Annotated in this window: 14 protein-coding genes; 3 read left to right on the top strand and 11 right to left on the bottom strand. The window is 72.4% G+C overall.

Annotated features, from left to right (window positions below; all coding sequences use genetic code 11):
* Positions 1-459 precede the first annotated feature (459 nt).
* The 4 genes from WME95_RS48845 to WME95_RS48830 form a co-directional block, all read right to left on the bottom strand.
* The gene (locus WME95_RS48845) at positions 460-1,878 is read right to left on the bottom strand and encodes a hypothetical protein (RefSeq protein WP_437906019.1); all 1,419 of its coding nucleotides are present in this window, start codon (positions 1,876-1,878) and stop codon (positions 460-462) included.
* A 281-nt stretch (positions 1,879-2,159) separates the two neighbouring features.
* Positions 2,160-3,260: a hypothetical protein gene (locus WME95_RS48840; protein WP_437906018.1), complete on the bottom strand. Its 1,101-nt coding sequence runs from the start codon at positions 3,258-3,260 to the stop codon at positions 2,160-2,162.
* A 43-nt stretch (positions 3,261-3,303) separates the two neighbouring features.
* Complete coding sequence (locus WME95_RS48835; RefSeq protein ID WP_437906017.1) at positions 3,304-5,613, bottom strand: substrate-binding domain-containing protein; 2,310 nt, start codon at positions 5,611-5,613, stop codon at positions 3,304-3,306.
* A gap of 112 nt (positions 5,614-5,725) precedes the next feature.
* Positions 5,726-7,975, bottom strand: a complete 2,250-nt coding sequence (locus tag WME95_RS48830) for a substrate-binding domain-containing protein (protein WP_437906016.1) — start codon at positions 7,973-7,975, stop codon at positions 5,726-5,728.
* A gap of 256 nt (positions 7,976-8,231) precedes the next feature.
* Between WME95_RS48830 and WME95_RS48825 the strand changes: the two genes are divergently transcribed.
* Positions 8,232-9,443, top strand: a complete 1,212-nt coding sequence (locus tag WME95_RS48825; protein ID WP_437906015.1) for a hypothetical protein — start codon at positions 8,232-8,234, stop codon at positions 9,441-9,443.
* Positions 9,444-9,556: 113 nt separating this feature from the next.
* Here the strand turns inward: WME95_RS48825 and WME95_RS48820 are convergent, their stop codons facing one another.
* Positions 9,557-10,156 carry a hypothetical protein gene (locus tag WME95_RS48820; RefSeq protein WP_437906014.1) on the bottom strand — a complete coding sequence of 200 codons (600 nt, stop codon included), beginning with the start codon at positions 10,154-10,156 and terminating at the stop codon, positions 9,557-9,559.
* 169 nt (positions 10,157-10,325) lie between these two features.
* Positions 10,326-11,159, bottom strand: coding sequence for an alpha/beta fold hydrolase (locus WME95_RS48815; RefSeq protein WP_437906013.1), 834 nt, complete (start codon positions 11,157-11,159; stop codon positions 10,326-10,328).
* 301 nt (positions 11,160-11,460) lie between these two features.
* Here WME95_RS48815 and WME95_RS48810 point away from each other — a divergent pair, with 301 nt between their 5' ends.
* Together WME95_RS48810 and WME95_RS48805 are read left to right on the top strand one after the other, a co-directional pair.
* The gene (locus WME95_RS48810) at positions 11,461-12,513 is read left to right on the top strand and encodes an alpha/beta hydrolase family esterase (RefSeq protein ID WP_437906012.1); all 1,053 of its coding nucleotides are present in this window, start codon (positions 11,461-11,463) and stop codon (positions 12,511-12,513) included.
* A gap of 77 nt (positions 12,514-12,590) precedes the next feature.
* Positions 12,591-13,856, top strand: a complete 1,266-nt coding sequence (locus tag WME95_RS48805; RefSeq protein WP_437906011.1) for a DUF3237 domain-containing protein — start codon at positions 12,591-12,593, stop codon at positions 13,854-13,856.
* A gap of 79 nt (positions 13,857-13,935) precedes the next feature.
* Here the strand turns inward: WME95_RS48805 and WME95_RS48800 are convergent, their stop codons facing one another.
* The 5 genes from WME95_RS48800 to WME95_RS48780 form a co-directional block, all read right to left on the bottom strand.
* The gene (locus WME95_RS48800; RefSeq protein ID WP_437906010.1) at positions 13,936-14,967 is read right to left on the bottom strand and encodes a hypothetical protein; all 1,032 of its coding nucleotides are present in this window, start codon (positions 14,965-14,967) and stop codon (positions 13,936-13,938) included.
* Positions 14,964-15,632 (bottom strand): hypothetical protein, encoded by a 669-nt coding sequence (locus tag WME95_RS48795; RefSeq protein WP_437906009.1) that lies wholly within the window; start codon positions 15,630-15,632, stop codon positions 14,964-14,966. The genes WME95_RS48800 and WME95_RS48795 overlap by 4 nt, the downstream gene beginning before the upstream one ends.
* Positions 15,633-15,908: 276 nt before the next feature.
* Complete coding sequence (locus WME95_RS48790; RefSeq protein WP_437906008.1) at positions 15,909-17,084, bottom strand: glycosyltransferase family 4 protein; 1,176 nt, start codon at positions 17,082-17,084, stop codon at positions 15,909-15,911.
* Positions 17,081-18,451: a phenylacetate--CoA ligase family protein gene (locus WME95_RS48785; protein WP_437547751.1), complete on the bottom strand. Its 1,371-nt coding sequence runs from the start codon at positions 18,449-18,451 to the stop codon at positions 17,081-17,083. The genes WME95_RS48790 and WME95_RS48785 overlap by 4 nt, the downstream gene beginning before the upstream one ends.
* A gap of 325 nt (positions 18,452-18,776) precedes the next feature.
* Positions 18,777-22,727, bottom strand: a complete 3,951-nt coding sequence (locus tag WME95_RS48780; RefSeq protein ID WP_437906007.1) for a protein kinase domain-containing protein — start codon at positions 22,725-22,727, stop codon at positions 18,777-18,779.
* Positions 22,728-22,839: the final 112 nt, after the last annotated feature.

Raw genomic sequence — 22,839 nt, 5'->3', positions numbered from 1 at the left:
CACCGATTAACATGCGAGCTGGAGAGCCGCAATCGATCGAAGGAGCTTTGTTTGACGATCGGTATCGCGCCTTCCGCGCCTCCTGGAGAGGGTACGGCGCCGCCGGATGGCAGGCAGACTCGATGTGTCGCAAAGGGGGTTTGCGGCGAGGAGCGCCCCTCGGACAGGCGATGAGCGCGGGCGGGGACGGGGGGGAGAAGGGAGGAGCGCGCTCGGCGCGGGGCGGAAACGGAAGCGGAGAGGGAGGTCTGAAGCTTCTCCTAGAATTTTTCGGAGAAATTCACAGGGAGGCGGGGAGACGGGGAGTGAGATCCCACCAATCTCCCCGCCTCCCTGTTCAATTTCCCGCTAAATGAGGGGATCTGTCAGGCGGGAGATGCGAGGCGGCGCGACGATGGCGCGCGGGAGGGGCTCGGCTTGCAGGGAGGAGGGCGGCGCGGGAGCGCGCCCTCGGGAGGCTCAGCTCGCGGTGGGCTGGCCCGTCAGACGCAGGTAGATGAACGCAAGCCCGATGCCGGCGACCGGTGCGGCCACGAGCGTGCCGAGGCAGCAGGCGAGCACGCCCGCCAGCACGAGCGCGCAGGCGAGCAGGGCATAGACGAGGAGGCCCCCCTTGTGGCCGGTCGTGATTCGCCAGCTCTCCTTCATGGCGTCGATGGCGCCCAGGTTCTTATCGACGATGCACAGCGTCGTCATGCTCAGACCGAGCGCGACGATGACGCCGGGGACGATCAAGAGGAGCATGCCGGCGCCGACAGCGAGACCGGTCAGGATCTGGGCGCCCAGGATGGACAGGAACCACCGCCCGCCGCCAAGGACGTCGCTGAACGAGTACGGCTCGCCGCGCGCGACCTTCAGCAGCAGGTTGTTCATGCCTCCGGCGAAGTAGGCGCCGACCACGAGCGCAACGGCCTGCATCAGGAACTGGATGGCCGCCCCCGCGGTGGGCGCGTCCCTCGCGAGCGCCGCCTGGATGCCTCCGCCGATGCCGTTGGGGACGCTCGACGCAAGCCCGACGACGACCATGGCGCCGATGAGGACAGCCGGGTCGCGCTTCAGGCGCTCCCAGCCGAAGGACGCCGCATCTCCCGCTCCCCACGGCGCCGCGACGCCCGTGCCCGGGGGTGAGCCATAGCCCGCGCCGCCGCCCGGGGGCTGGTAGGGGTTGGCCCCACCCCAGCCGGCGCCGCCACCCGGAGGCGGGCCGTAGCCGCCGCCACCACCGCCCGGAGGCTGGCCCCAGCCGCCGCCTCCCCCCGGGGGCGGGCCGTAGCCGCCGCCGCCGCCCGGAGGCTGGCCCCAGCCGCCACCGCCCGGAGGCTGCCCCGGCGGCTGGCCGTAGCTGCCGCCCGGAGGCTGCCCCGGCGGCTGACCGTAGCTGCCGCCCGGAGGCTGCCCCGGCGGCTGACCGTAGCTGCCGCCCGGAGGCTGCCCCGGCGGCTGACCGTAGCTGCCGCCCGGAGGCTGCCCCGGCGGCTGGCCGTAACCGCCGCCCGGAGGCTGCCCCGGCGGCTGGCCGTAACCGCCGCCCGGAGGCTGCCCCGGCGGCTGGCCGTAACCGCCGCCCGGAGGCTGCCCCGGCGGCTGGCCGTAACCGCCGCCCGGAGGCTGCCCCGGCGGCTGGCCGTAGCTGCCGCCCGGAGGCTGCCCTGGCGGCTGGCCGTAACCGCCGCCCGGAGGCTGGCCGTAACCACCGCCCGGCGGCTGTCCCGGAGGCTGGCCGTAACCACCGCCCGGCGGTTGACCGGGGCCAGCGCCCCCGGGTGGCTGTCCGTAGCCACCGCCCGGCGGCGGGCCGTAGCCACCCCCCGGCGGTTGCCCGTAACCACCACCGCCCTGACCGCCCCCTGATCCCCCGCCCCAGCCACCTTGGCTCATCTTGTCTCCACTGGGTGTGAATACCGACTACGCCCAACCAACTACCCCCACTATACGTGGAGGGCGCCGGCACGGAACAACTAACTTTTCCGGCGCGCGGCGCCCCCGTGCGCGCCCGCACCGAGCCGCCGCGCAGAGGAGCGACGGTCGGATTCCGCGCGCGCGCCGCGATTGCTGACAGCGCAGCAATCGCGGCGCGCGCGGAATCCCGCGATCAACAGCGATTGAGCGCTCGACGTCTCAACGTCCATTGCTGGACGCGGGCGCGAGACACGCGCAGCTCACCGCGGCGGCGGGCCGCTCAGGCACAGGCCGGCGATGCTGCTCGTGAACGACGTCCCCTCCTCGCGCCGGACCTCGACGGAGTTGCCCGTGAGCGGCGACGAGAACACCCCCTGAACGACGCCTTCCCCCTGCTTCGCCGTCACGGAGCGGCCGACGAGGGACCCGGGCGACACGGCCTCGATCGGCGCTCCCGGCGCGATCGCCTGCTCCTCGGGCAGCTCCGCGCGCCGGAACCCGCCGAACCGCACCGCCGTGCCGCCGCCCTTCCCCGGCATGATCTTTCCGATGCACTGCCCGAGCGGCGTGCCGACGACCGCGTACGTCACGGCGGAGTCCACCGGCGACCGCCTCGATTCGCCCACCAGGGTGACGGCGACGGCGAGGACGAACGAGGCGACCGGGACCGCAAGCGCGGTCGCCACGACGACCGCGGCGGCGCCGGACGTCGCCCGGCCGAACGAGGCGAGCTCGGCGCTCACGGCCTGCTCGAACGACCGCAGGATCACGACCTGGCGCGCGCGCACCCGCTCGAGGACGGTCGCGGCGACCAGGTTGTCGGCGGCGCAGAAGCCGCACCGCGCGATCGCGCCGTCACCCGCGCCGAGCGGCGCGCCGCACACGTGGCACGCCGCCGGCTCGCCCGGGGCCGCCGGGGGGCGCGCGGCGCACGCCTCCTCGAGCCGCCGCTGCCTGCTGCGCATGACCGCGAGCACGGCCGCGCCGGTCCCGACGGTGCCGAGCCACGCCGCCACCGTCATGCCGCCGGTGATGACGTTCCCCTCGGTGTCGGGGCTGACCCAGACCCCCAGCACGATGAGCGCGCCGAGCAGGGTGATCGGCACCGACGCGAGCGCGAACACGACGAGCAGCCGCGCGTGCCGCTGGGACGCCGTGACCAGCCTCCGCCGCAGCGCCTCCGAGAGCTGGCGGCGGCGCACGTCGGTCTGGAAGACGACGTGCGCCGCGGCGCGCAGGCCCTGCGCCGCCTCCCCGGGCAGCGGGCCGCGGTAGTGGCACGCCGCGCAGGCCATGAGATCCGGGCTGGCGAGGGACACAGGCGCGGGTCGCCCGCAGCGCGGGCAATGCACGGCGAGCATGGACCGATTCTACGCCAGCCGCGTCTCGGCAGGTCAAGGCGCCTCACCGCGCCTTGCGCGCGCGCCGGCCCGCCGGCGCGAGCTCGCGGAGCGCCGCCGACAGCGAGGAGAACGTGCTCAGGACGCCGAGGTCGACGCCGACGAGGCTCATCGCGATCTCGGGGCGCACGCCGACCAGATAGACCCGCGCCCCGAGCAGCGCGGACGCGCGGCTGGTCATGCCCACCGTGTCGGCGACACGGGCGTCCACGAACGGCACGCCCGTGAGATCGAGCAGCACGGAAGACGCCCTGTGCCGGCTCACCCCCTCGGACACCTTCTCGAGCACCTGCCTGGCACGGCCGCCGTCGATCATCCCGATCAGCGGCACGAGCAGCACGCCGGGCAGGAGCGGGATGAGCGGACAGCCCAGCTCGCGCACCGTCTCCGAGAGCGCGCGCTCGATCTCGTACGCCTTCTGCAGGTCGGCGTGCTGCGACGACAGCGACTCCACAAGCGCGTCGCGCTCCAGGGCCGCGCCGAGCAGCGTCCCCCAGATCGCGACCGTCCCCTCGTCTCCGGCCATGGCAACGAGGGTCGGGCCGACGAGCACCAGGATCCCCCAGTCGCGCCGGGCAGAGCGTATCGGCAAGAGCAGCACCATGTGCGTGCCGTCCTCGGCCGACGGCGGCAGCATCGCCTCCGGCAGAAACGCCTCCGGCCGACAGCGGCGGCCGATCGGCGGGGTCGGGCTGCCGTCGCGGCTGTAGGCGCCGGCGACGACGAGGCGGGAGCGCGCCGTCGGGTCATCCCACAGCGCGAGGCAGCCCCAGATCACCGTTGTCGTCTCGAGCCACGAGAGCGACCGCGTCGCCTGCTGGGTGCCGCCGAGCAGCGCCAAACTCACATCGTAATTCGTCCGCGCGAGCACCCCGAGCTGGCGGACATACTGACTCTCGGCCTCGAGCCGGGCCCGCGCGATCGCGAGGCGCACGAGCTCCAGGAACGCTTCCACCCGCCGCCTGGCCGTGTCGTCCAGGGACGCGCCGCGCCGCTCGTGAAACTGGCCCAGCAGGCGGATCGCCGCCAGCAACGTCCCCACATCCATCGTGATGCCGACCGCCTGCCGGCAGGCGCCCCCGAGCTCGGCCGCCGAAGGCAGCGCGGCGCCCCGAAGCGCCGCGAAATAGCCGTCGATCAACGACGTGACCGCCGGCCATACCTCGGTCGGCGAGAGGTCGGGCGGGAGCGGCTGGGGCAGGAGCAGGAGCTCGACCATCTGCCGGGCCAGGGCGCCGCCGGCGTCCTCCTCGGGCACCGTCTCCTCCTTGGCGAGGAACTCCTGGATCGTGTTGCACCCGCACGAGCTCCGCACGGCGAGGGAGTTGGCCGTGCGCACGCCCTCGGCCGGGAAGGCCTCGCCGGCGATCATCGACGCAAGGAGATCGCACGCGGCGCTCCCCATCATCTCGAACCGCTGGCGCACCGTGGTCAGCGGCGGATCGGCGCCCTCCGCGTCCGCGATGTCGTCGAAGCCGATGATGGCGAGATCCTCGGGGATGCGGACGCCCGCCGCCTTCAGCAGGGGCATCACCCCGAGCGCGTTCTTGTCGGTCCCGAAGACCGCCGCCGTGCACCCGGGCAGCCGCGCGAGGAGCGCCGGCGCGGCGCTCTGGCCGCCGCTGTACCAGTTGTTGTCGCTCCGGATGACCAGATCGGGGTCGAAGTCGATGCCCGCCTCGGCGAGCGTGTCCTTGTAGGACGCGAAGCGCTCGCGCACGTCGTACGCGTCGAAGTAGCCGACGAACGCGATGCGCCGGTGCCCGTGCTCGATCAGGTGGCGCACCGCGCTCCGCATCCCGCCGTGGTTGTCCGGGATCACGGCTGGACAGGCGACATCGGCGGCGCGGGTGCCGACGGTGATGAACGGGACCCGGCCGCGCGCGAGCGCCTCGATGCCATGCAGCTCGATCAGGACGATCCACCCATCCACATGCTCGCCGGCGAGCGACGGCGCGTGGACCTCGAACGGCGTACCGCGCAGCACCAGCGTGCGAAACCCGCGCTGCTGGGCCGAGTCATGGATGCCGAGCAGGACAGGGTTCCAGAACGAGCCGTCGAGAAAGGGGGAGATCACCCCGAGGGTGCGAGAGCGGGCCCCGGCGCCGGCTGCCGGGACATGGAGCGGCGGGGCGTCGGTGCGGCGCGCCGGAGGGAGAGACGAGCGGCGCGCCGGAGGGAGAGACGAGAGGCGCGCCGGAGGGAAAGAAGAGCCGGTGCCGCGCCCCGAGCCCGCCCCCTGCCCCGGTGCGCCGGAAAGCTCGCCCCACTGCTCCGGCACCACGATGCCGCTGTCCCGGCTCCCCTGACCCATCCTGGCGCTCCCTCCCTGCCTGCTCGCCCACGTCCGGCCGAGCCTCTCGACTTCCGTCGGCAGCGCGATCCTTAATCGATTTCAGGCGAGAGGTGAGGAAAGCGATGATGCCCTACCGCGCGCCCGGCCCCGCCGCCCGCGCCGCGCGCGCCCCCGCCTGCCCGAGCTCGAGGAGCGCCATCGCGAGCGAGGAGAACGTGGCCAGCTCGCCGAGATCGACGTCGATGAGGCTCTCCGCGATCTCGGGGCGCACGCCGACCAGGTAGACGCGCGCGCCGAGCAGGGCGGCCGCGCGGCTGGTCAGGCCCAGGAAATGGGCGACCTGGAGGTCCACGAACGGAACGCCCGTGAGGTCGAGCAGCACGGACAGCGCCTCGTGCCGGCTCACCCCCTCGGCCACCTTCTCGAGCACCTGCTGGGCGCGGCCGTTGTCGAGCATCCCGATCAGCGGCACGAGCAGCACGCCGGCGAGGAGCGGGATGATCGGGCAGCCCAGCTCCCGCACCGTCTGCGACAGCGCGCGCTCGCTCGCGAACGCCTGCTGCAGGTCGGCGTGCCGCGCCGACAGCGACGCCAGCAGCGCGTCGCGCTCGAGGGCCGCCCCGAGCAGCGTCCCCCAGATCGCGACCGTGCCCTCGTCCCCGGTCATCGCGACGACGGCCGGGCCGATGAGCACGAGGATCCCCCAGTCGCGCTCCACGGAGCGTATCGGCAGGAGCAGCACCATGTACGTGCCGTCCGCGGCCGAGGGCGGCAGCATCTCCGCCGGCGGGAACGCCTCCAGCCGATAACGGCTCCCGTTCGGGGGGACCGGGCTGCCGTCGCGGCTGTAGGCGCCCGCGACGACGAGCTCCGCGCGCTCCGCCGGGTCATCCCACAACGCGAGGCAACCCCAGACCATCGTGGTCGTCCCGAGCCACGAGAGCGACCGGTACTCCTGCTGGGTGCCGCCGAGCAGGGCGAAGCTCACATCGTAGTTGGTCCTCGCGAGCACCCCGAGCTGGTGGACGGAGTGGGTCTCGGCGTCGAGCCGCGCCCGCGCGCTCGCGAGGCGCGCCAGCTCCACGAAGTCCTGGACCCGCCGGCTGGCCGCGGCGTCCAGGGACATGCGGCGCCGCTCCGGGAGCTGATCCATCAGGCGGGCCGTCGACAGCAGGGCCCCCAGATCGGGCGTGATGGCGACGGCCTGGCGATAGGCGCGCTCGAGCTCGGCGGCCGGGGCGGGCGCGGTGCCCCGGAGCGCCGCGAAATACATGTCGACCACCCGCGTGACCGCCGGCCAGACCGCGGCCGGCGGGGTATCCGGCGGGAGCGGGCGCGGCAGGAGCAGCTGCTCGACCATCTGTCGGGCCAGCGTGTCGCCGGCGTCCTCCTCGGAGGCCGCCTCCTCCGTGTCGAGGAAGTTCTGGACCACGTTGCAACCACACGAGCTCCGCAGGACGAGCGCGTTGGCCGTGCGCACCCCCTCGGGCGGGAAGGGCTCGCCGGCGATCATCGACGCGAGCAGCTCGCACGCCGCGCTCCCCATCATCTCGAACCGCTGGCGCACCGTGGTCAGCGGCGGGTCGGCGCTCTGCGCCTCCACGACATCGTCGAAGCCGATGATCGCGAAATCCTCGGGGATACGGACGCCCGCCGCCTTCAGCTGGGACATCGTCCCGAGCGCGTTCTTGTCGGTCCCGAAGACCGCCGCCGTGCACCCGGGCAGCCGCGCGAGGAGCGCCGGCGCGGCGGCCCGGCCTCCGCTGTACATGTTGTTGTCGCACGGGATGACCAGATCGGGGTCGAAGGGGATCCCGGCCTCGGCGAGCGTGCTGATGTAGGCGTCGCGGCGCTCGCGCACGTCGTACGCGGCGAAGTTGCCGACAAAAGCGATGCGCCGGTGCCCGTGCTCGATCAGGTGGAGCACCGCGTTCCGGATGCCGCCGTGGTTGTCCGGGAGCACCGCAGGACAGCGGACGTCGGCGGGGCGGGCGCCGAGCGTGATGAACGGGACCCCCGCATCGGCGAGCGCCTCGAGGCCGCCGAACTCGATGATGACGAGCCACCCGTCCACCTGCTCTCTGGCGAGCGAGGGGACGAGGAGCTCGGACGGCGTGCCGCGCAGCACCAGCGTGCGGATCCCGCGCCGCTGGGCCGACTCATGGATGCCGAGCAGGATAGGGCCCCAGAACGCGCCGGAGAGAAACGGGGCGACGACGCCGAGGGTGGGAGGGCGGGCCGCCGGGTGCGCGCCCTCGGAGCGGCGCGCACCAGGGCCGGAGACGCCGGCCTTTCCCCTGGCTTTCCGCTCCGCTGCGCCAGGCAGCTCGCCCCACTGCTCCGGCAACGGTACCGCACTGCCCTGGCGACCCTGACCCATTCGCGACGGCCTCCTGCTCCACAACCTGACCGCCCTCCCCACGACCGCTGAGGACCGGCTACATCGTATACGCTGCGCAGCCGGCCCGGGCGAGGAGTCTCGTGTCCTGCCGTGGAATCCGGAGCGTAGCGTCAGACTGCGAACATGGCCGCCCCACGCGCGGCGCGTGTGTCGACGCGCTCCGACGCGCTCCGACGACCGGCGCGCCGCCGGCGCCCGGCGTCGCTGGTGAGCTGGTCGGTGGTATCGTCGAGCAATGCAATACCGCGACGAACGAGACGCGCTGCGGGGGCGTGTGGACAGCCTCGAGGAGCAGCTCGCGGCGGCCAGGAAGGAGCTCGCGGAGCACCGCGACGACGATCGGGCCGCGCGGGTCGAGCAGATCGAGCGCCAGATGGCGGAGGCCCGCCGCGTGCTCGACCAGCTCGGCCGGGAGCTCGACGCGGTGCGCGGCCGGCCGAAGCGGTCGTCGGCGGTGCCGCTCCTGGTGACGGTGGCGGGCGTGGGGTTCTGCGCGATGATCGCGAGCTACCTGGTGGCGCGGCCCGCGCGCGAGACGATGGCGATCGTCCAGCAGCCGGCCCTACCCCCGCCTGTCCCTCCCCTCCCCGAGCTGCCTCCTCTCCCGCAGCCGCCGGCGCCGGTCCCCGAGCCAGCGCAAGCGCCGCCGGACCCGGCCGCGCCGGCGCGCGTGGCGCCGTCGCGGACCGCGACCGCGACCTGGAGGGCGAGCGTCACGCGCGCCACGGGGCTCCCCCTCGCGGCCGGCGCGGCGTGCACGGTCGAGGCGGAGCTCGCGAGCTCGGGCGACGACATCCGCGTGCCCGCGCTCCGGGTCCTCTGCGGCGGCAAGCCGATCTACCGGTCGAGCGATCCGCTGAACGGCATGTCGATGTTCAGCAGCGGCGTGGAGGAGGACTCCGGTCCTGAGCCTGGCACCTATGCTTATGCCCTCTCGTACGAGGACAAGGGCTCACGCGCCGGGGAGCGGGCCGAGGTCTCGCTCGACAGCATCCGCAGGGCCGGCGCCGTCTGGCGCGACTCGGCGCCCGCGTACCGCGTCGAGTTCACGCTGGCTTACCAGAGCCTGTCCGTCGCGGGGGAGGCGCTCCTCGACGCGACCCGGAGAGCGCTGCGCCGGTCCGCGCGCGTCACCGAGTCCACGGGACCGAGCCCTGTGAAGGTGGGCCAGAGGTGCGCGCTGCTCGTGTCGCCGCTCCCGCGAGGCGGCAAGTGCCTCACGCGCCTCGCGTGCGCCGGCCGCATGCTCTACGGCGCGGGCACGACCGGCGTCTCGGAGTGCACGGTGGAGGGGGACCAGGTCGTCCGCGTCCACGACGGGAACACGACCCCGAACGGCGGCGACCCGGCGTTCGAGCTCGACGCCGTGACGGGGCGCATCACTGTGAAGGACGAGGTGGGAGGCGCCGCGTGGACCGTCGGCGTGCAGCTCGATCCGAGCGGCTAACCCCTTGTCATCCGTCAGGCCGGGCTCGGCCCGTCGCGCGGCGTGGCCTCGAGGCTCCCCTGGACGTGTCCCCCGCGAGGCCCGTGCCGGCGGCAGGAGCCCAACGCCAACGCTCAGACGCCTGCTGCGTGGGCCGCAGCGCCTCCGTGGGCTGCCGCCTCGGCTCCCGCGGCTGCCGTGAGCCGCATGTGCCTGCCGAGTCCGACGTAAAACACCACCTCCATCACCAGGCCCATGACCACATCGAACGGGCCGGTCGCGTCCGTCACCAGGTCGAGGAGGCCAGCAACGACATAAGCCAGGACCACCGGGAGCATGAACATCACCGCGAAGCGCAAAGTGTACACCCAACTGAGCGACACGTATCTCTCGATGAAGTGATGGCCCCGGTCACCACCATTGAGGTGATAAGCCCAGATCGTACCCAGCACCATCACCGCGATGTTCACGCCGGTCGCGATCGCGTCCCACTCGTTTTGAGGTGTCGAGTCCTCCAGGAGCAAGGACACCGCCCCCGTGAGAAGCACGAAGCCCAGGAGATAGCCGAACCGGGCCCGCTCGGACGACGTACCGTCAACCAGCGCGACCCGGAGCGCCTTGATGTTCCAGAAAAACATGTCCCACCTGACCAGCTCGCAGGTGTAATGCATGCCGCTCGCCTGCGCGAGAGCCAGCACGAACCCGCCGTGCGGCACGGGCAGCCGCGAGCGCACGAGCGAGCGTGATGTCGACGTGCGCCGCATCCGAGCCCGAGCTGCGCGGAGCCCCCTCACGGACGCCTTTTTGCCGGGTGGGCTCGTAAAAGAAAAAACGCAAGGGCGTGAGGGGCGCAAGGGGAAGACAAGAAACGACCTCATCTCTTGCGCCCCTGAGCCGTCCCCGTCAGGGGTGCGCCATGGTCCCGCTCACCCGCTCCAGCCACTCCCTCACGGCCGCCTCGAACAGCGCCGGCTGCTCGGTCTGCAGGTTGTGTCCAGCCCTGTCGAGCAGCACGAACGACGCCCGCGGGTACGCCTCGAGGATGCCCCAGAGATCGCGGTAGCCCACCACGCAGTCCTGGCGCCCTACCAGCATCAGGGCCGGCCCGGGGAACGGCGCCTCCAGGTGGTCGACCGCGAAGCTGAAGGGGACCTTCCGGCTGAGGTGCTGCTCCAGGAAGACCGTGTCCGCCGCGCGCAGGCCAGGGAGGATCTCGTCCTGGAACCGCTCCCAGACGGCGGGCACCTGGCGCACGTGGATCGCCTCGAACGCGCGCCGGTCCTCGCCGGACAGGGTCCCGAGGAACGCCTCGTCGCGCTCCAGCACCGCCAGCGGGGGCGCGTTGGCCTCCCGCGTCTCCTGCACGGCCACCGGGCACACGAGCAGCAGGCCCGCGACGCTCCGCGGCCGCTCGTGGACCACGCCCCGGGCCAGGTAGCCGCCGTACGACTCGCCGGCGACCAGGAATCGCTCGCCGGGGAGCACCTGATCGACGATCCCGAGCACCACCTCCAGCATGCGGTCCGACCCGTCGATCCACGGTCGCCCCGGGGTCCTTCCCATGCCCGGCAGGTCGAAATAGACGCGCCTCCAGCTCCCCGGCGCCGACCGGAACACCGGCTCCATGCACCCCTTCATCAGCCTGTGGTCGGGCCCCCAGCCGTGGAGCATCAGGACGGGGGTCCCGGAGCCGATCACCTCGACCTCGATCTCGAGGTCCTTCACCCTGCATCGCATGGGCGCACTCTAGCCGCGCACCCCCGTGCCTCCACGTCGGCCTGCGCCGCCGCGGCCGGGCGCCGGCCGCGGCGGTCTGGACGCTTCGAGTTCGACCCTCGCCCGCGCCGTCCAGTCGGGCACTCTGAGCGTGACGTCTCGCATCGAGGCATAGGCGGGTATGCCCATGCCTCACGCCCGAGGCATAGGCGAGTATGCCTATGCCTCGGGCGTGAGGCATGGCGTACGACGTTGTCGCAGATGACCTGCATCGGGTGATGCGAGGACGGACGGCGATCTTGGAATAGAGAGGCGGGGACGAATGAAAACGCTTCGCAATTTCGGCGCGATCGTTCCAGGGCTCGTTGCGCTCGCGGCGTTCGCGGCGCTGGGCTGCGCCAGCCAGGGAGAAGCAACGACCGAGGCATCATCGGGTGGCAGCGCCGGAGGGCCCGCTGGGCCCGGATCCAGCGCCTCCGGCGCCACGGGGAGCACGTCGGCAACCGGTGGCTCGTCGGCCAATGGTGGCTCGTCGGGGGCGGTCAGCGGCGCCGGCGGCAGCGGCGGGCGCCCGGACCCGGGGGAAACTGGCGCGGGCGGCGGGGGCGTTGTCGGCTCCGGCTCGAGCGGCGCTGGAGGAGCGGCGCAGAGCGCGGGCTGCGGCAGCGCGACCGCGCCGAAGAGCGGCCGTTTCAGCGTCGATGTCGGGGGCACGACGCGCGAGTACATCCTCGCCGTACCGGACGGCTACGATCCGAAGCACCCTTACCGGCTGATCTTCGCCTGGCATCCCCGCGGCGGCTCGGCCGAGCAGGTCGCGACCGGGTTCGGCGGCGGCTACTACGGGCTCCAGAGCCGCGCCGACGGCTCGGCGATCTTCGTCTCGCCCGAGGGCATCGACCAGGGCTGGGCGAACACGGGGGGCCGCGACATCGCGTTCCTCCGCGCCATGCTCGACCGCTTCCGCGCCGAGCTCTGCATCGACGAGAGCAGGATCTTTTCGACGGGGTTCAGCTACGGCGGCATGATGTCCTACGCGATCGGCTGCGCGATGGGCGACGAGTTCCGCGCCATCGCCTCCATGTCCGGCGCGATCTACAGCGGCTGCGAGGACGGCGACCATCCCGTGGCCATGTGGGGCGCCCACGGCAAGACCGACAACGTGGTTCCGCTCGCGAACGGTCAGAGCGCTCGCGATATCTTCCTCGAGCGAAACCACTGCGGTCAGCAGACCACACCGGTCGAGCCGAGCCCCTGCGTCAGCTACGAGGGCTGCGACGCGGGCTATCCGGTCGTCTGGTGCGAGTTCGACGGGGGCCACGCCCCGCAGAACAACTCCGGCGAGTCGATCTGGAGCTTCTTCTCGCAGTTCTGAGGCGAGCGTCGCTCGAACCAGCGCCACGTTTCAGCGTGCATCGAATCCCAGCGTGGATTGAATGGATGGGTCCGGCCATGGTGATCAAAAATCTGCCAGCGAAGCTCTTGATAACTGGAATCCTGGGCATCTGCTCTGGAGGGTGTGGTTCGTCGAGCGACGATACCAGCGGAGGGACGACGAGCAGCAGCTCGGGCGGCGCGGCGTCGAGCGGTTCCGCCGGAGCGACAGGCACGGGCGGCGACGCCGGCGTGGGCGGCGCGGGTAGCGGAACCACCGCGGGCAGCGGAACCACGGGAACCGGTGGCGCCGAGGAGACGGGCAGCGGCGGCAGCGGCGGCGCTGGCGGGACGCCCGGCGCTGGCGGCGGCAACAACGGCAGCGAGGAGGCGACGATCGTCCCCGATCCGTCGTGGACCTGCGGGATGCCGAACGGCATTCCGCTGCCCACGCGCGGCGAGCTCGTCCTTCGGGCGACGCTCCAGCTCGGCGCGACCCACGATGTCGGGACCACCCAGTTCGGACACCGCCGCCTCCTCGACGTGAAGGGGGGCACGCTCACGGGCGACAAGATCCAGGCCACGGTCCTCACCGGCGGCATGGACCTCGAGCTCACGCTGTCGAACGGATCCGTCGAGCTCGAGGAGATCAACATCCTGAAAGCGAGCGATGGCACCAGCATCTTGATGCGGACCTGCGGCGTGGCCGCCGCTGGCGATGACGTCGTCCGGATCGTCCCGGACTTCGAGGTCCCCAACTCGAGCTCGCTCGCGTGGCTCAACACCGGGAAGTTCGCGGGCACCCGTGTCGTCGACGCCGAAGCGGGCACGATCCAGCTCGACGTCTACGACATCAGCAAGGTGGACGCCGGAGAGCCGAAGATCCAGCTCAAGGATCCCGCGGGCGTCCCGAACCAAACGTGGGAGTGCTCGACGGCGACCGGAGCGAAGGGCTCGAGCGTGTTCACCGAGTCCGTCACGCTCGGCGCATCCGTGTCTATCGGCGCGAGCAAGCGCGGCTCGCGCAACATCATTCCCATCACCGGGGGCACGGTCACCGGCGGAATGCTGCTGAGCGGCCTGTCGGGCTCGGTGCTCCCCGGAGGCGCGGATTACCAGCTCATCGGGGCGACCACGGTGCTGGACGCCAGGTACGCGCTGTCCTCGAAGGACGGCGAGGTCATCGTGGTGAGGAATTGCGGACCGTTCGGCGCGCTCATTCCTGTCTTCGAGACGCGCGCGGACGGCCCCTATGCGATCCTCAACACGAAGCAGTATGTGAGCTCCGACCCGGGCGGCGCGGCGGGCGGCGGGGTGAGCCTCACCTTCTACGAGCGCAAATAGAACAGCAGCGGCGCGGTGACAGCGGCGCGTCCGGGTGGCAGGGGCGCGACGACCACGGAATCGGGCGTCTCGGGTAAAGCTACCAGGGCCTCGGGATGTGGTCGGCCATCTCCTCCCACGTCTTTCGCGCGGCGCGGACCGACGCGAGCCAGTGGACCTGGTCCGGGTCGCCGTCCCACGGCGGCGCCTCGCGCCAGCGCGCGTCCCAGTACTCGCGCGCGGCCGCCTCGGCCGTCGCGAGCTCGCTCTCGTCCTCGGGCGCGTCCTCGACGCGATCTGCGAAGGCCAGCCATGGTTTCGCGTCGTCGTGGAATGGCCTCAGCGAGGGTGGCGCAGGCTCCCCGTCGAGGATTCCGTCGCTGCTCCGGAGATAGGCCTCGTAGGCGCTCTGCGCCACCGCGTCGCGCCGGTGGACGGTGACCCAGTGCGCGCACGTCTCGCGGTACGCCTCGGCCCACGCGCGATCCTCCTCCGGCACGTCCTCGCGCCACGCGCTCGCGTGGAGCTCGCGCAGGGCCTGCTGGCTCGCCTCCACGTCCTCGCGACTCGCGCCGCTCGCGCGCCATGCGGCCACGAGGGCTCGCTCGCGAGCTGCGCTCGGTCCCATCAAGTTCGCCTCCGCCTGCTGGCGATACCAGTGATAGGGAGGATCCACCATCCGGGGGATGTTCCTCTTCGCGGAGAAGGGTCTCTGGCTTCGTCCCAGCCGGAAGCCCCGCTGGAAGGCGCGGAGCGCCTCGGGGCCGTGCCCCTGGGCCACATCGTCGGCCGTCAGCAGCTTCCAGAGATAGCTCCCGTCCAGGCGCGCGAGCGCCTCGGCCTGCGTGATCGGCTTTCGCTCGAGAGCCCCATAACCGGCAACGAACGCCCGCTTCACGGCGGCGATCAGCATCGGCCACGGCGGGGCGGCTCTGCCGTCGACCCAGTGGTTGAACTCTTTCCGGTGCGCCTCGGCCCACGCCCGTTCCTCCTCCTCTGCCAGATCGTCTTGCCATGCCGTGCCGCACACCTCGCCCAGGTTCTGGAGGTAGGACTTCCATTTTCGCGGATCCTTGGTCATGAACATGACCGACCCATTGCCCGCCTCACGCGCGACGAGATAACGTTTCACGGTTGATCCCCGCCAGGAGGGTCTGTGGGCTCTCCGCCCGTAGGGAACGAGTCGGACGGTCTGGGAGGGCATCCCCAGCCCTCCCCTGCGCCGAGCGGGCAGAGGAGCGGCGCGAACCGAGGAATAGCCCACCCCGGAGGCGGCCCCGGAAGGGTGATCATGGCTTGGATGATATCATCCGAATCGATCGCATCTATATCGACCATCTTCGGATCCACCTTCTCGGGCTCGTATCGAAAATCCCACACGTACTTGCACTCGATGTCGGTGTACGCGGGCAGCAACTTCTCGATCTCCCTCTTCGCGTCAGGGACGACCCACGACGCAAAGTCTTCGGCGCAAAAGAGATAGTTCGGAAGATCGGGCTTCTCCCTGAGACAGCGGAGCATATCGTCCACGGTGATGTACTTATTCGGACGATCGTACCATCCGCTCCACCGTCCACCCTCGTTGTCGCGGCACACTACCTTGCCGACCTGGTCGTTCTCGTCCCTTTCCCCCAACCATTCCTTCGCCAGCTCGTGCATGGTCCAGCGCTTCATCTGCATCAGGTTGTCGTGCGGCAGCATCGCGATCTGGCGTCTCAGCTCCGCGCGATCTTCTGGGTCCACGATCGAGCAGCCGACGACGAGCGGAACGAGCACGGCGACACACAGACGTCTCATACGCCCCCTCCTGCGTGTGACGCACGCTACACCGCGCCGCGTCTCCGGACAAGACGTCCCGCGGGCCGTACAGCGCGAGCGGCAAGACTGCCCTTGTGAGCGCGGCGCCCGCAACGTCGGCCTTCGTGGTCCCCTCACCTGCGGCGACGACGGCAATCACCAGGCTCAACGGCGAGCCGTGGCCCAGCGCCACCCGCGACTGCTTGCCATAGGGACGAAATCGAAGGCCGCGCGTTCACCTGTGGAGCCGACATTCCGTATCGTGCCCCGCGAACGCTACCCCCCGAGCACCTCGTCATAGAGGTCCTCGTACGCGCGCGCCATGCGGTCGATCCCGAACCGCTCCATCACCCGCTCTCGCCCGCGCAACCCCATCTCCGCGCGATCCTCCCGCACGGCCACCGCCTCGAGCGCGGCCGCCAGGGTCTCCGGCGCTCCAGCCGGCACCAGCAGCCCTGTCTCGCCATCCACCACGATCTCCGGATTGCCCCCCACCCGCGTCGTGACGATCGGCAACCCCGCCGCCGCCGCCTCGATGAGCGTCAGCGAGATCCCCTCCGTCAATGACGCGAGCGCGAACACGTCGAATGCAGGCAACAGCTCCGCCACGTCCCCGCGCGTGCCCGTGAACGTCACCGCCCCGCCGAGCCCGAGCCGCGCCGCCTGCGCCTCGAGCGCAGGCCGCCGGGGGCCGTCGCCGATCAGCGTCAGATGCGCGTCGGGCCGCGTCGCGCGGAGCCGCGCGAAGGCGTCGAGCAGCGTCGCGTGATCCTTCTCCGGCGACAGCCGCGCGACGCACCCAACGTGGTAGCCCGTCGCCGGCACCCCGAGCCGCGCCCGCGCCGCGCCCGCGTCGCCCGGCCGGAACACGTCCGTGTCCACGCCGTTCAAGATCGTCACGACCTTGGCCGGGTCGACATGCTCCACCTCGAGCGCGACCGCCCGCGAGTCGTCGCTCACCGCCACCACCCGGTCCGTGAGCGCCGCGGCCAGCCGGTTGACCAGCACCTTCCGCTTCTGCTTCGGGTAGTTGCGCCCGTGCTTCGTGTGGATGACGCGCGGCCCGCCGCCGCCAGGGAACGCCGCCGCCCGCAGGAGGCCCGCCGCGAGCGCGCCATAGAGGTGCGGCCCCGGGTTGTGCGTGTGCACGAGCCTGATCTCCTCGCGCCGCAGCCACGCCGAGAGCCGCAACGGCAGCCCCGGGTCGAGGCCGGGCTTCCGCGAGAGCACCACGAGCGGCACGCCGAGCCGCGCCAGCTCCTCGGCCAGCGCGCCGGGCTCCTGGAGCGCGCACACCACCGGCGCGAACCGGTCGCGCGCCATCCTGTCGAGCAGCCGGAGCACCACCCGCTCGAGCCCACCCACGTTGAGCGAGAGCACGACGTGGGCGACCTTCACGGGCCGGCCCGGCGCGGCGGACGGCGCCGGCCGGACCCCGGACGCTCCGATCATGCCGCGGCCCCGCGGCCGAACTCGATCGGCACCTCGGTCATGGTGAAGCGGAACTTCCCCCCCGAGGTGACCGGGATGTCGCTGACGAGCTGGACCCGGATGTCCGCCCGCTCCCCGAGGAACCGGCGCAGATCACGCTCGATGGCCTGCGACGTCTCCGGCCCGTACCCCTCGCCAGGGATGATCTTGATCGTGATCGCCCGCGTCTTGTCCTGGTGGACCTGATACCGCTCCACCGTCGGGTTGTCCTTGAAGAAGTAGGGGAAGAACACGGACGAGAGGAGCTGGCCGTCCGTCCCGACGATCATGTCGAGCACCCGCCCCTCGACCGAGGCGAGCAGCGGCAAACCGCGGCCGCACGAGCAGGCCTTGTCGGCCGCGACCACCACATCCTCGTTCTTGTAACGCAGCAGCGGCATCGACCGGCACACGAGATCGCTCAGGATCACCTCGCCCGGCTCGCCGGGCCGCGCGTGCCGGCCGCCGTGCACCACCTCGAGGAAGACGTTCTCGATGTTGAGGTGCTTGCCCTCGTGGCGCTCACACTCCGCGCCGATCAGCATCATCTCCCTGCACCCATAGCGGTCGTAGACCGGCGCCTGGAACGCCCGCTCGATCACCTCGCGCTGGTGAGGGAAGAGCCGCTCCGCCGTCGCGATGATCCCCCTCGGCGTGGGCAGCCGGTGCCCCGTCTCGAGCGCATAGCGCGCCGTGTAGTAGAGAGGGCTCGTGTACCCCACAACGAGGTTCGGCTGGTAGCGCCGGATCTCGTCCACCACCCCCGCGAGCCGCTCCTCCGCCAGGTTCCACGCGCTGACCGTCTTCTTCCGGATCAGCGCCTCGTGCAGCGTGCGCTTCGCCTTCTTCCAGCGGGGCTCCAGGGTCGGAATCCCCCAGATGTACAGCTCCTTGTCCCCGATACGGCCGCCAGCCCACGCGTCGGAGCGCAGGGCAGCGGCGCTCCTACACTCGTACGTCGCGTGATCGTAAAAGAAGCGCGCCGGCTCTCCGGTCGATCCGCCCGTACCGCTCCTGAAGAGCTTGCCGCGCCACCCATCCGCGATGAGCTCGCTGCCGTGCGCGCGGAGATCGGCTTTGGTCAAAACCGGAAAGCGCGCGAGATCCTCGGGCGCGTGAACGTCCTTGACCCGCACCCCGTATTCGGCGAAGCGGCGCCGGTAGAAGGGCACGCTCTGCTCGGCGAAGCGGAGGGCCGCCAGCATCTTTCTCCAGTTGAGCTCCCTGAGCTCGCGCTCCGGACGCCACTGGGACCGCTCCAGCTCCCCCAGGTAGGCCAGCGTGGCTCTCCCTCGGAGTTTCGTCTCGTAAAACGGAAAGAGCACGTTCCGAAAGAGGGCTGAATACATGGCTGCTGAGGATTCTTTCGAACCTCGGCCACGCAGTCAAGCAGCCGCGGCCGGGTCGCCGCTTCCCCACGCGCGCGCGCCACCCGAGCCCCACCCGCGCCCCGCGCCCCCCTACATGTTGCGCACGCCACGCCACCCGCGGCCACGATTGGTTACCGCGGAGATGGCGTGAGTGAACTCCTTATGACAGCGGCGCGGCTCAGCTCGATCCGCTCACCGCGCCGCGATGACACGCGCGCTGCGCATCCCCCTCGCCCTCCGGCGCAGCCGGGCGAGCCAGCACACATGAGCTCTTCCGTCCGCAGCGCGGCCGCGACTCGGCGCCTCACTGCAGCGTCGGCTCCGCTTCTTGCTGCCAGAGCGCCGCCAGCGCGAACGTCTTGGCGTTCTCCGGCACGGCCTGGCAAAAGCTCTGCCGCCGCGCCGGGTCCTGAATCCATTGCGCCCGCGCGACGAGCCGCTGCATCGCCACCGTGATCGCCTCGCGCGCCGCCTCGTGGTGGCCGCAGGCGCGGAGCGACTCGGCATACACGAGCCGGATCTGCGCCTCGCCCTCCTCCGTCCCGCCGACCGACACGAGCAGCCCGAGCCCGCGCCGGGCCGCCTCGAGCGCCTCCTCTGCCCGGCCCTGCTCGAGCAGCACCCGCGCGCGCACCGAGAGCGCGTGCGCCTGGAGCGTCGGCACGTGCGCCAGCATCGCCACGGCCGCGCCCGCCTCGTTGTCCGCCGCGTCGAGGTCGCCGAGCCGCGTCAGGATCGCGGCGAGGTACGCCCGCGACCGCGCCTCCTGCCGCCGGTTCGCCTGCGCCACGAAGGCGTCGATCGCCTCGGCCGTGGCCGCGCGCGCCGCGCCGAGATCGCCCTGCTGGATCCAGAGCAGGCCCTGGTTCTGCTTGGCGAACGCCGCCACGTTGTAGAGCCCGAGCCGCCCCGCCTCCGCGAGCGCGTCGCGCAGCTCGGCCTCGGCGCGGCCGTACACCCCGAGCTGGAGCAGGCAGTGCGCCGCGTTCACGCGGCTCAGGCACGCGTTCCTGAGGTCGCCTGTCTGGAGGTAGGCGGGGATGCTCTGCTCCGTGCACGCGAGCGACGCCGCAGGGTCGCCGTAGCAGAGCGCCCGCGACGCCCGGAGCGCGTGGATGCGCGCGGCCACCGCCGCGTCGCGCTCGGCGAGCGGCATCGCCACCCGGGAGAGCTCCTGCACGATCTCCTCCGCCGCGGCGTACTGGCCCCCGTGCAGGAGCGACCCGGCGATGCGCGCCAGCGCGCTCACGGAGGCGCCGGTCGCCTCCGCGACGTCGACCCACGAGCCGCGGTCCCCGCTGCCCGGGCCGGCCCCCCGGAGCTCCTCGACGAGATCCGCGAGCCGGTCGCCCATGCCGAGGCGCACGCGCATCGACGCGGCCTCCCCGGCCGCGGCGTACCAGAGCGCGCTCTTCCGGGGGAAGCCCCGCATCGCCATGACGGCGCACCGCTCGGCCTGGGAGGCCTCGCCGAGCCACTTGTGCGCCTCGGCCTGGACGAGGCGCAGCGCCGCGAAGAACTCCCCGTCCACGTCGGCGCTCGCGGCCCCCTGCTCGGCCCGCTGGATCGCGGCGCGGAAGTCGTTCGCCCCGAGCGCCTGCTCCGCCGCGCGCCGGAACCAGACGACCGCGCGCTCCGCGTCGCCGCCGCGCTCGAAGTGGTCCGCCAGCAGCGCCGCGTCGCGCTCGCCGGCCGCGTCCAGCCACTCGCCGGCGAGCAGGTGGCCGAGCGCGCGATCCTCGTCCGTGAGCGTCGCGTACGCCGCCTCGCGCACGAGCGCGTGCCGGAACGCGTACTCGTGCTCGCTCCGGAACTTGCCCTCGCCCCGCCGCGCGATGAGCTCGCGATCGACGAGCACCGCGAGCCACCCGTCCACCTGGGGGGCGCGGCGCTCGCCGCCGAGCAGCGCCATCAGCCCCCCGCGCCAGAACTTCTGGCCGAACACGCTCGCGGCCCGGAGCACCCGCCGCGCCTCGCCGTCGAGCGACTCGAGGCGGGCCTGCACCATCGACAGCACCGTCTCGGGGAGCGCCTCGGTCCGGCCCGAGGCGGCGGCGCGGATGAGCTCTTCCAGGTAGAACGCGTTGCCCCCGGCCCGCTCGCACAGGCGCGCGCAGAGGTCGGGCGTCACGGCGTCGCCGAGCACCTCGCGCACGAGCCGCTCGCTCCCCCGCCGCCCGATCTCCCGCAGCCGGAGCTCCTGGACGCCGCGCGAGACCCACACCTTCGGGAAGACGGTCTCCACCTCCGGCCGCGCCAGCGCGAGCACCATGAGCGGCTGGTCGCGGAGCGCGAGGGCCGCGTCGATGAGCTTCACCGTGGGCACGTCGCCCCACTGGAGGTCCTCGAGCACGAGGAGCACCGGCTCGGCCCGGCACTCGGCGAGCACGAAGTCCTCGAAGGCGCGGCGGATCTGGTCGCCCATGAGCATCGGGTCGCTCCGCGCGGCGCGCAGCTCCACCCGGCCCTCGTCGGAGAAGCGGATCCGCGCCACCTCGCCGAGGAACTCGGTCACGCGGTCGAGGTCGGCGCCGCTCACGTACCGGCCCACGCGGGCGCGGAGGCGCTGCTCGCGGACCTCCTGCGGCTCGCCGCCCGAGAGCCCGGCCTCGCGGCGGAGCATCTGGCGCAGCATCCCGAAGGGCGAGCCGGCGCTCATCGGGTCGGCGTGGCCGAGCCAGACCTGCACCCGCTCCTTGCGCTCCTCGACGCGGCGCAGAAACTCGTAGCGCAGCCGGCTCTTGCCGAGCCCCGCAGGCGCCGTGATGAGCACCGCGCGCGCCGTCGGCTCGGAGAGGCACTCGTCGAGCACGGCGTCGAGGATGGCGAGCTCGTGGTCGCGCCCCACGAACGGCGTCGTGCGCCCGAGCAGCGTCCGCGCGGCCTCGACGAGGTCGCGCTCGGCGCGCAGCACGAGGCCTGTCGCGTCGCCGCCGACCTCGAAGCGGGCGTCGAGCAGGCCGGCCATCACCTCGTCGAGGCGGATCGACCCGCCGTCGGCGCGGTCGAGCAGCCGCACGGCGCGGTCGATGGTGGGCCCCATCGGGAGCTGGTCGTCGGCGGAGCCGCGGCCGGCGACCAGGGCCATCTGCACGCCGGGCAGGAGGTCCCGCACCTCGAGCGCGCACCGCGCCGCGCGGGCGGCCTGGTCCGTGATGAGGCCGCGCCCCTCGAGCGTGATGAGCAGGAGCCCGTCGCTCGACGTTGGCAGCGTCTGCATGGCCCCGCCGAAGCGCGACGCCACGCGCTTCACCTCGTCCTCCGGGACGGTGCGCGCGAGGGGCATCGTCATCGGGAGCGTCATCGGCATGGTGGGCCCCTGCCACGAGGGGACCTCCGGCGCGCCCACGCGCGCGAGCATCAGGCACAGCGTGCGCCGCTCGCCGGTCGTGAGCGCGCTCGCGCGCCGGCTCGCGGGCGCGGGGGGGGTGCTCTTGATCTCGCCGACGCGGAGCAGCTCGAGGGCCACGGCGGCGCCGTTCGCGGGCCGGTCCGCCGGGGCCTTGGCGAGCATGCGCGCCACCGCGATGTCGACGTTCTCGGGGATGTCGGCGCGCAGGTCGCGGAGGCGCGGCGCCTCGTCGAGCACGACGCGGAGGAGGGCTGTGTGGATGTCGTCGCCGACGAACGGCGGGCGCCCGGTGAGGCAGTGGAACAGGACGCAGCCGAGCGCGAACACGTCGGCCTGGGTCCCGACGTCGCGCTCGCCGCGCGCCTGCTCCGGCGCCATGTAGAACGGCGTGCCCATCACGACGCCCGTCATCGTGAGCGGAGCCAACGACGTGAGGCGGGCGATGCCGAAGTCGAGGAGCTTGGCCTGCTCGACCGACTTGTCGACGAGGTACAGGTTGCTCGGCTTGAGGTCGCGGTGGACGACGTTGTGGCGGTGCGCCTCGGCGAGCGCCTCGGCGACCCGGAGGCCGAGCGTGACGCTCTCGGCGATGGTGAGCCCGCGCCGGCGCAGCCGGTCGCCGAGGCTCTCGCCCTCGAGCCACTCGAGCGCGAGCCAGGGCTCGCCGCTCTCCGTGGCGCCCTGCGCGATGTACCGGACGATGCCGGGGTGCCGCAGCTCGGCGAGCACCTGCGCCTCGCGCGCGAAGCGCTCGCCGTGCTCGAGGCCGCGGCCCGACATGACCTTGAGCGCCGCCGTCTCGCCCGTGTGCCGGTCGAGGGCGCGGTAGACGGAGCCCATCCCGCCCGACCCGGCGAGGCGCTCGATCAAGAAGCGGTCGGCGACGATGTCCCCGGGTTTCATCGGGACGGCGAGTATCACACGGAGCCCCGTGGGAGAGGCCAGATCCCGGCAAACCCCGGCGACGAACCCGCGGCAGGGCGCCGGCGAGCCGGCTCACGCCCCACGGCCAAGG

Source organism: Sorangium sp. So ce327 (assembly GCF_051530205.1).
GTDB classification, from domain to species: Bacteria; Myxococcota_A; Polyangia; order Polyangiales; family Polyangiaceae; genus Sorangium; species Sorangium cellulosum_B.
Note: the sequence above shows the minus strand (reverse complement) of the source record. Positions and strands in the feature narration are given on the sequence as shown.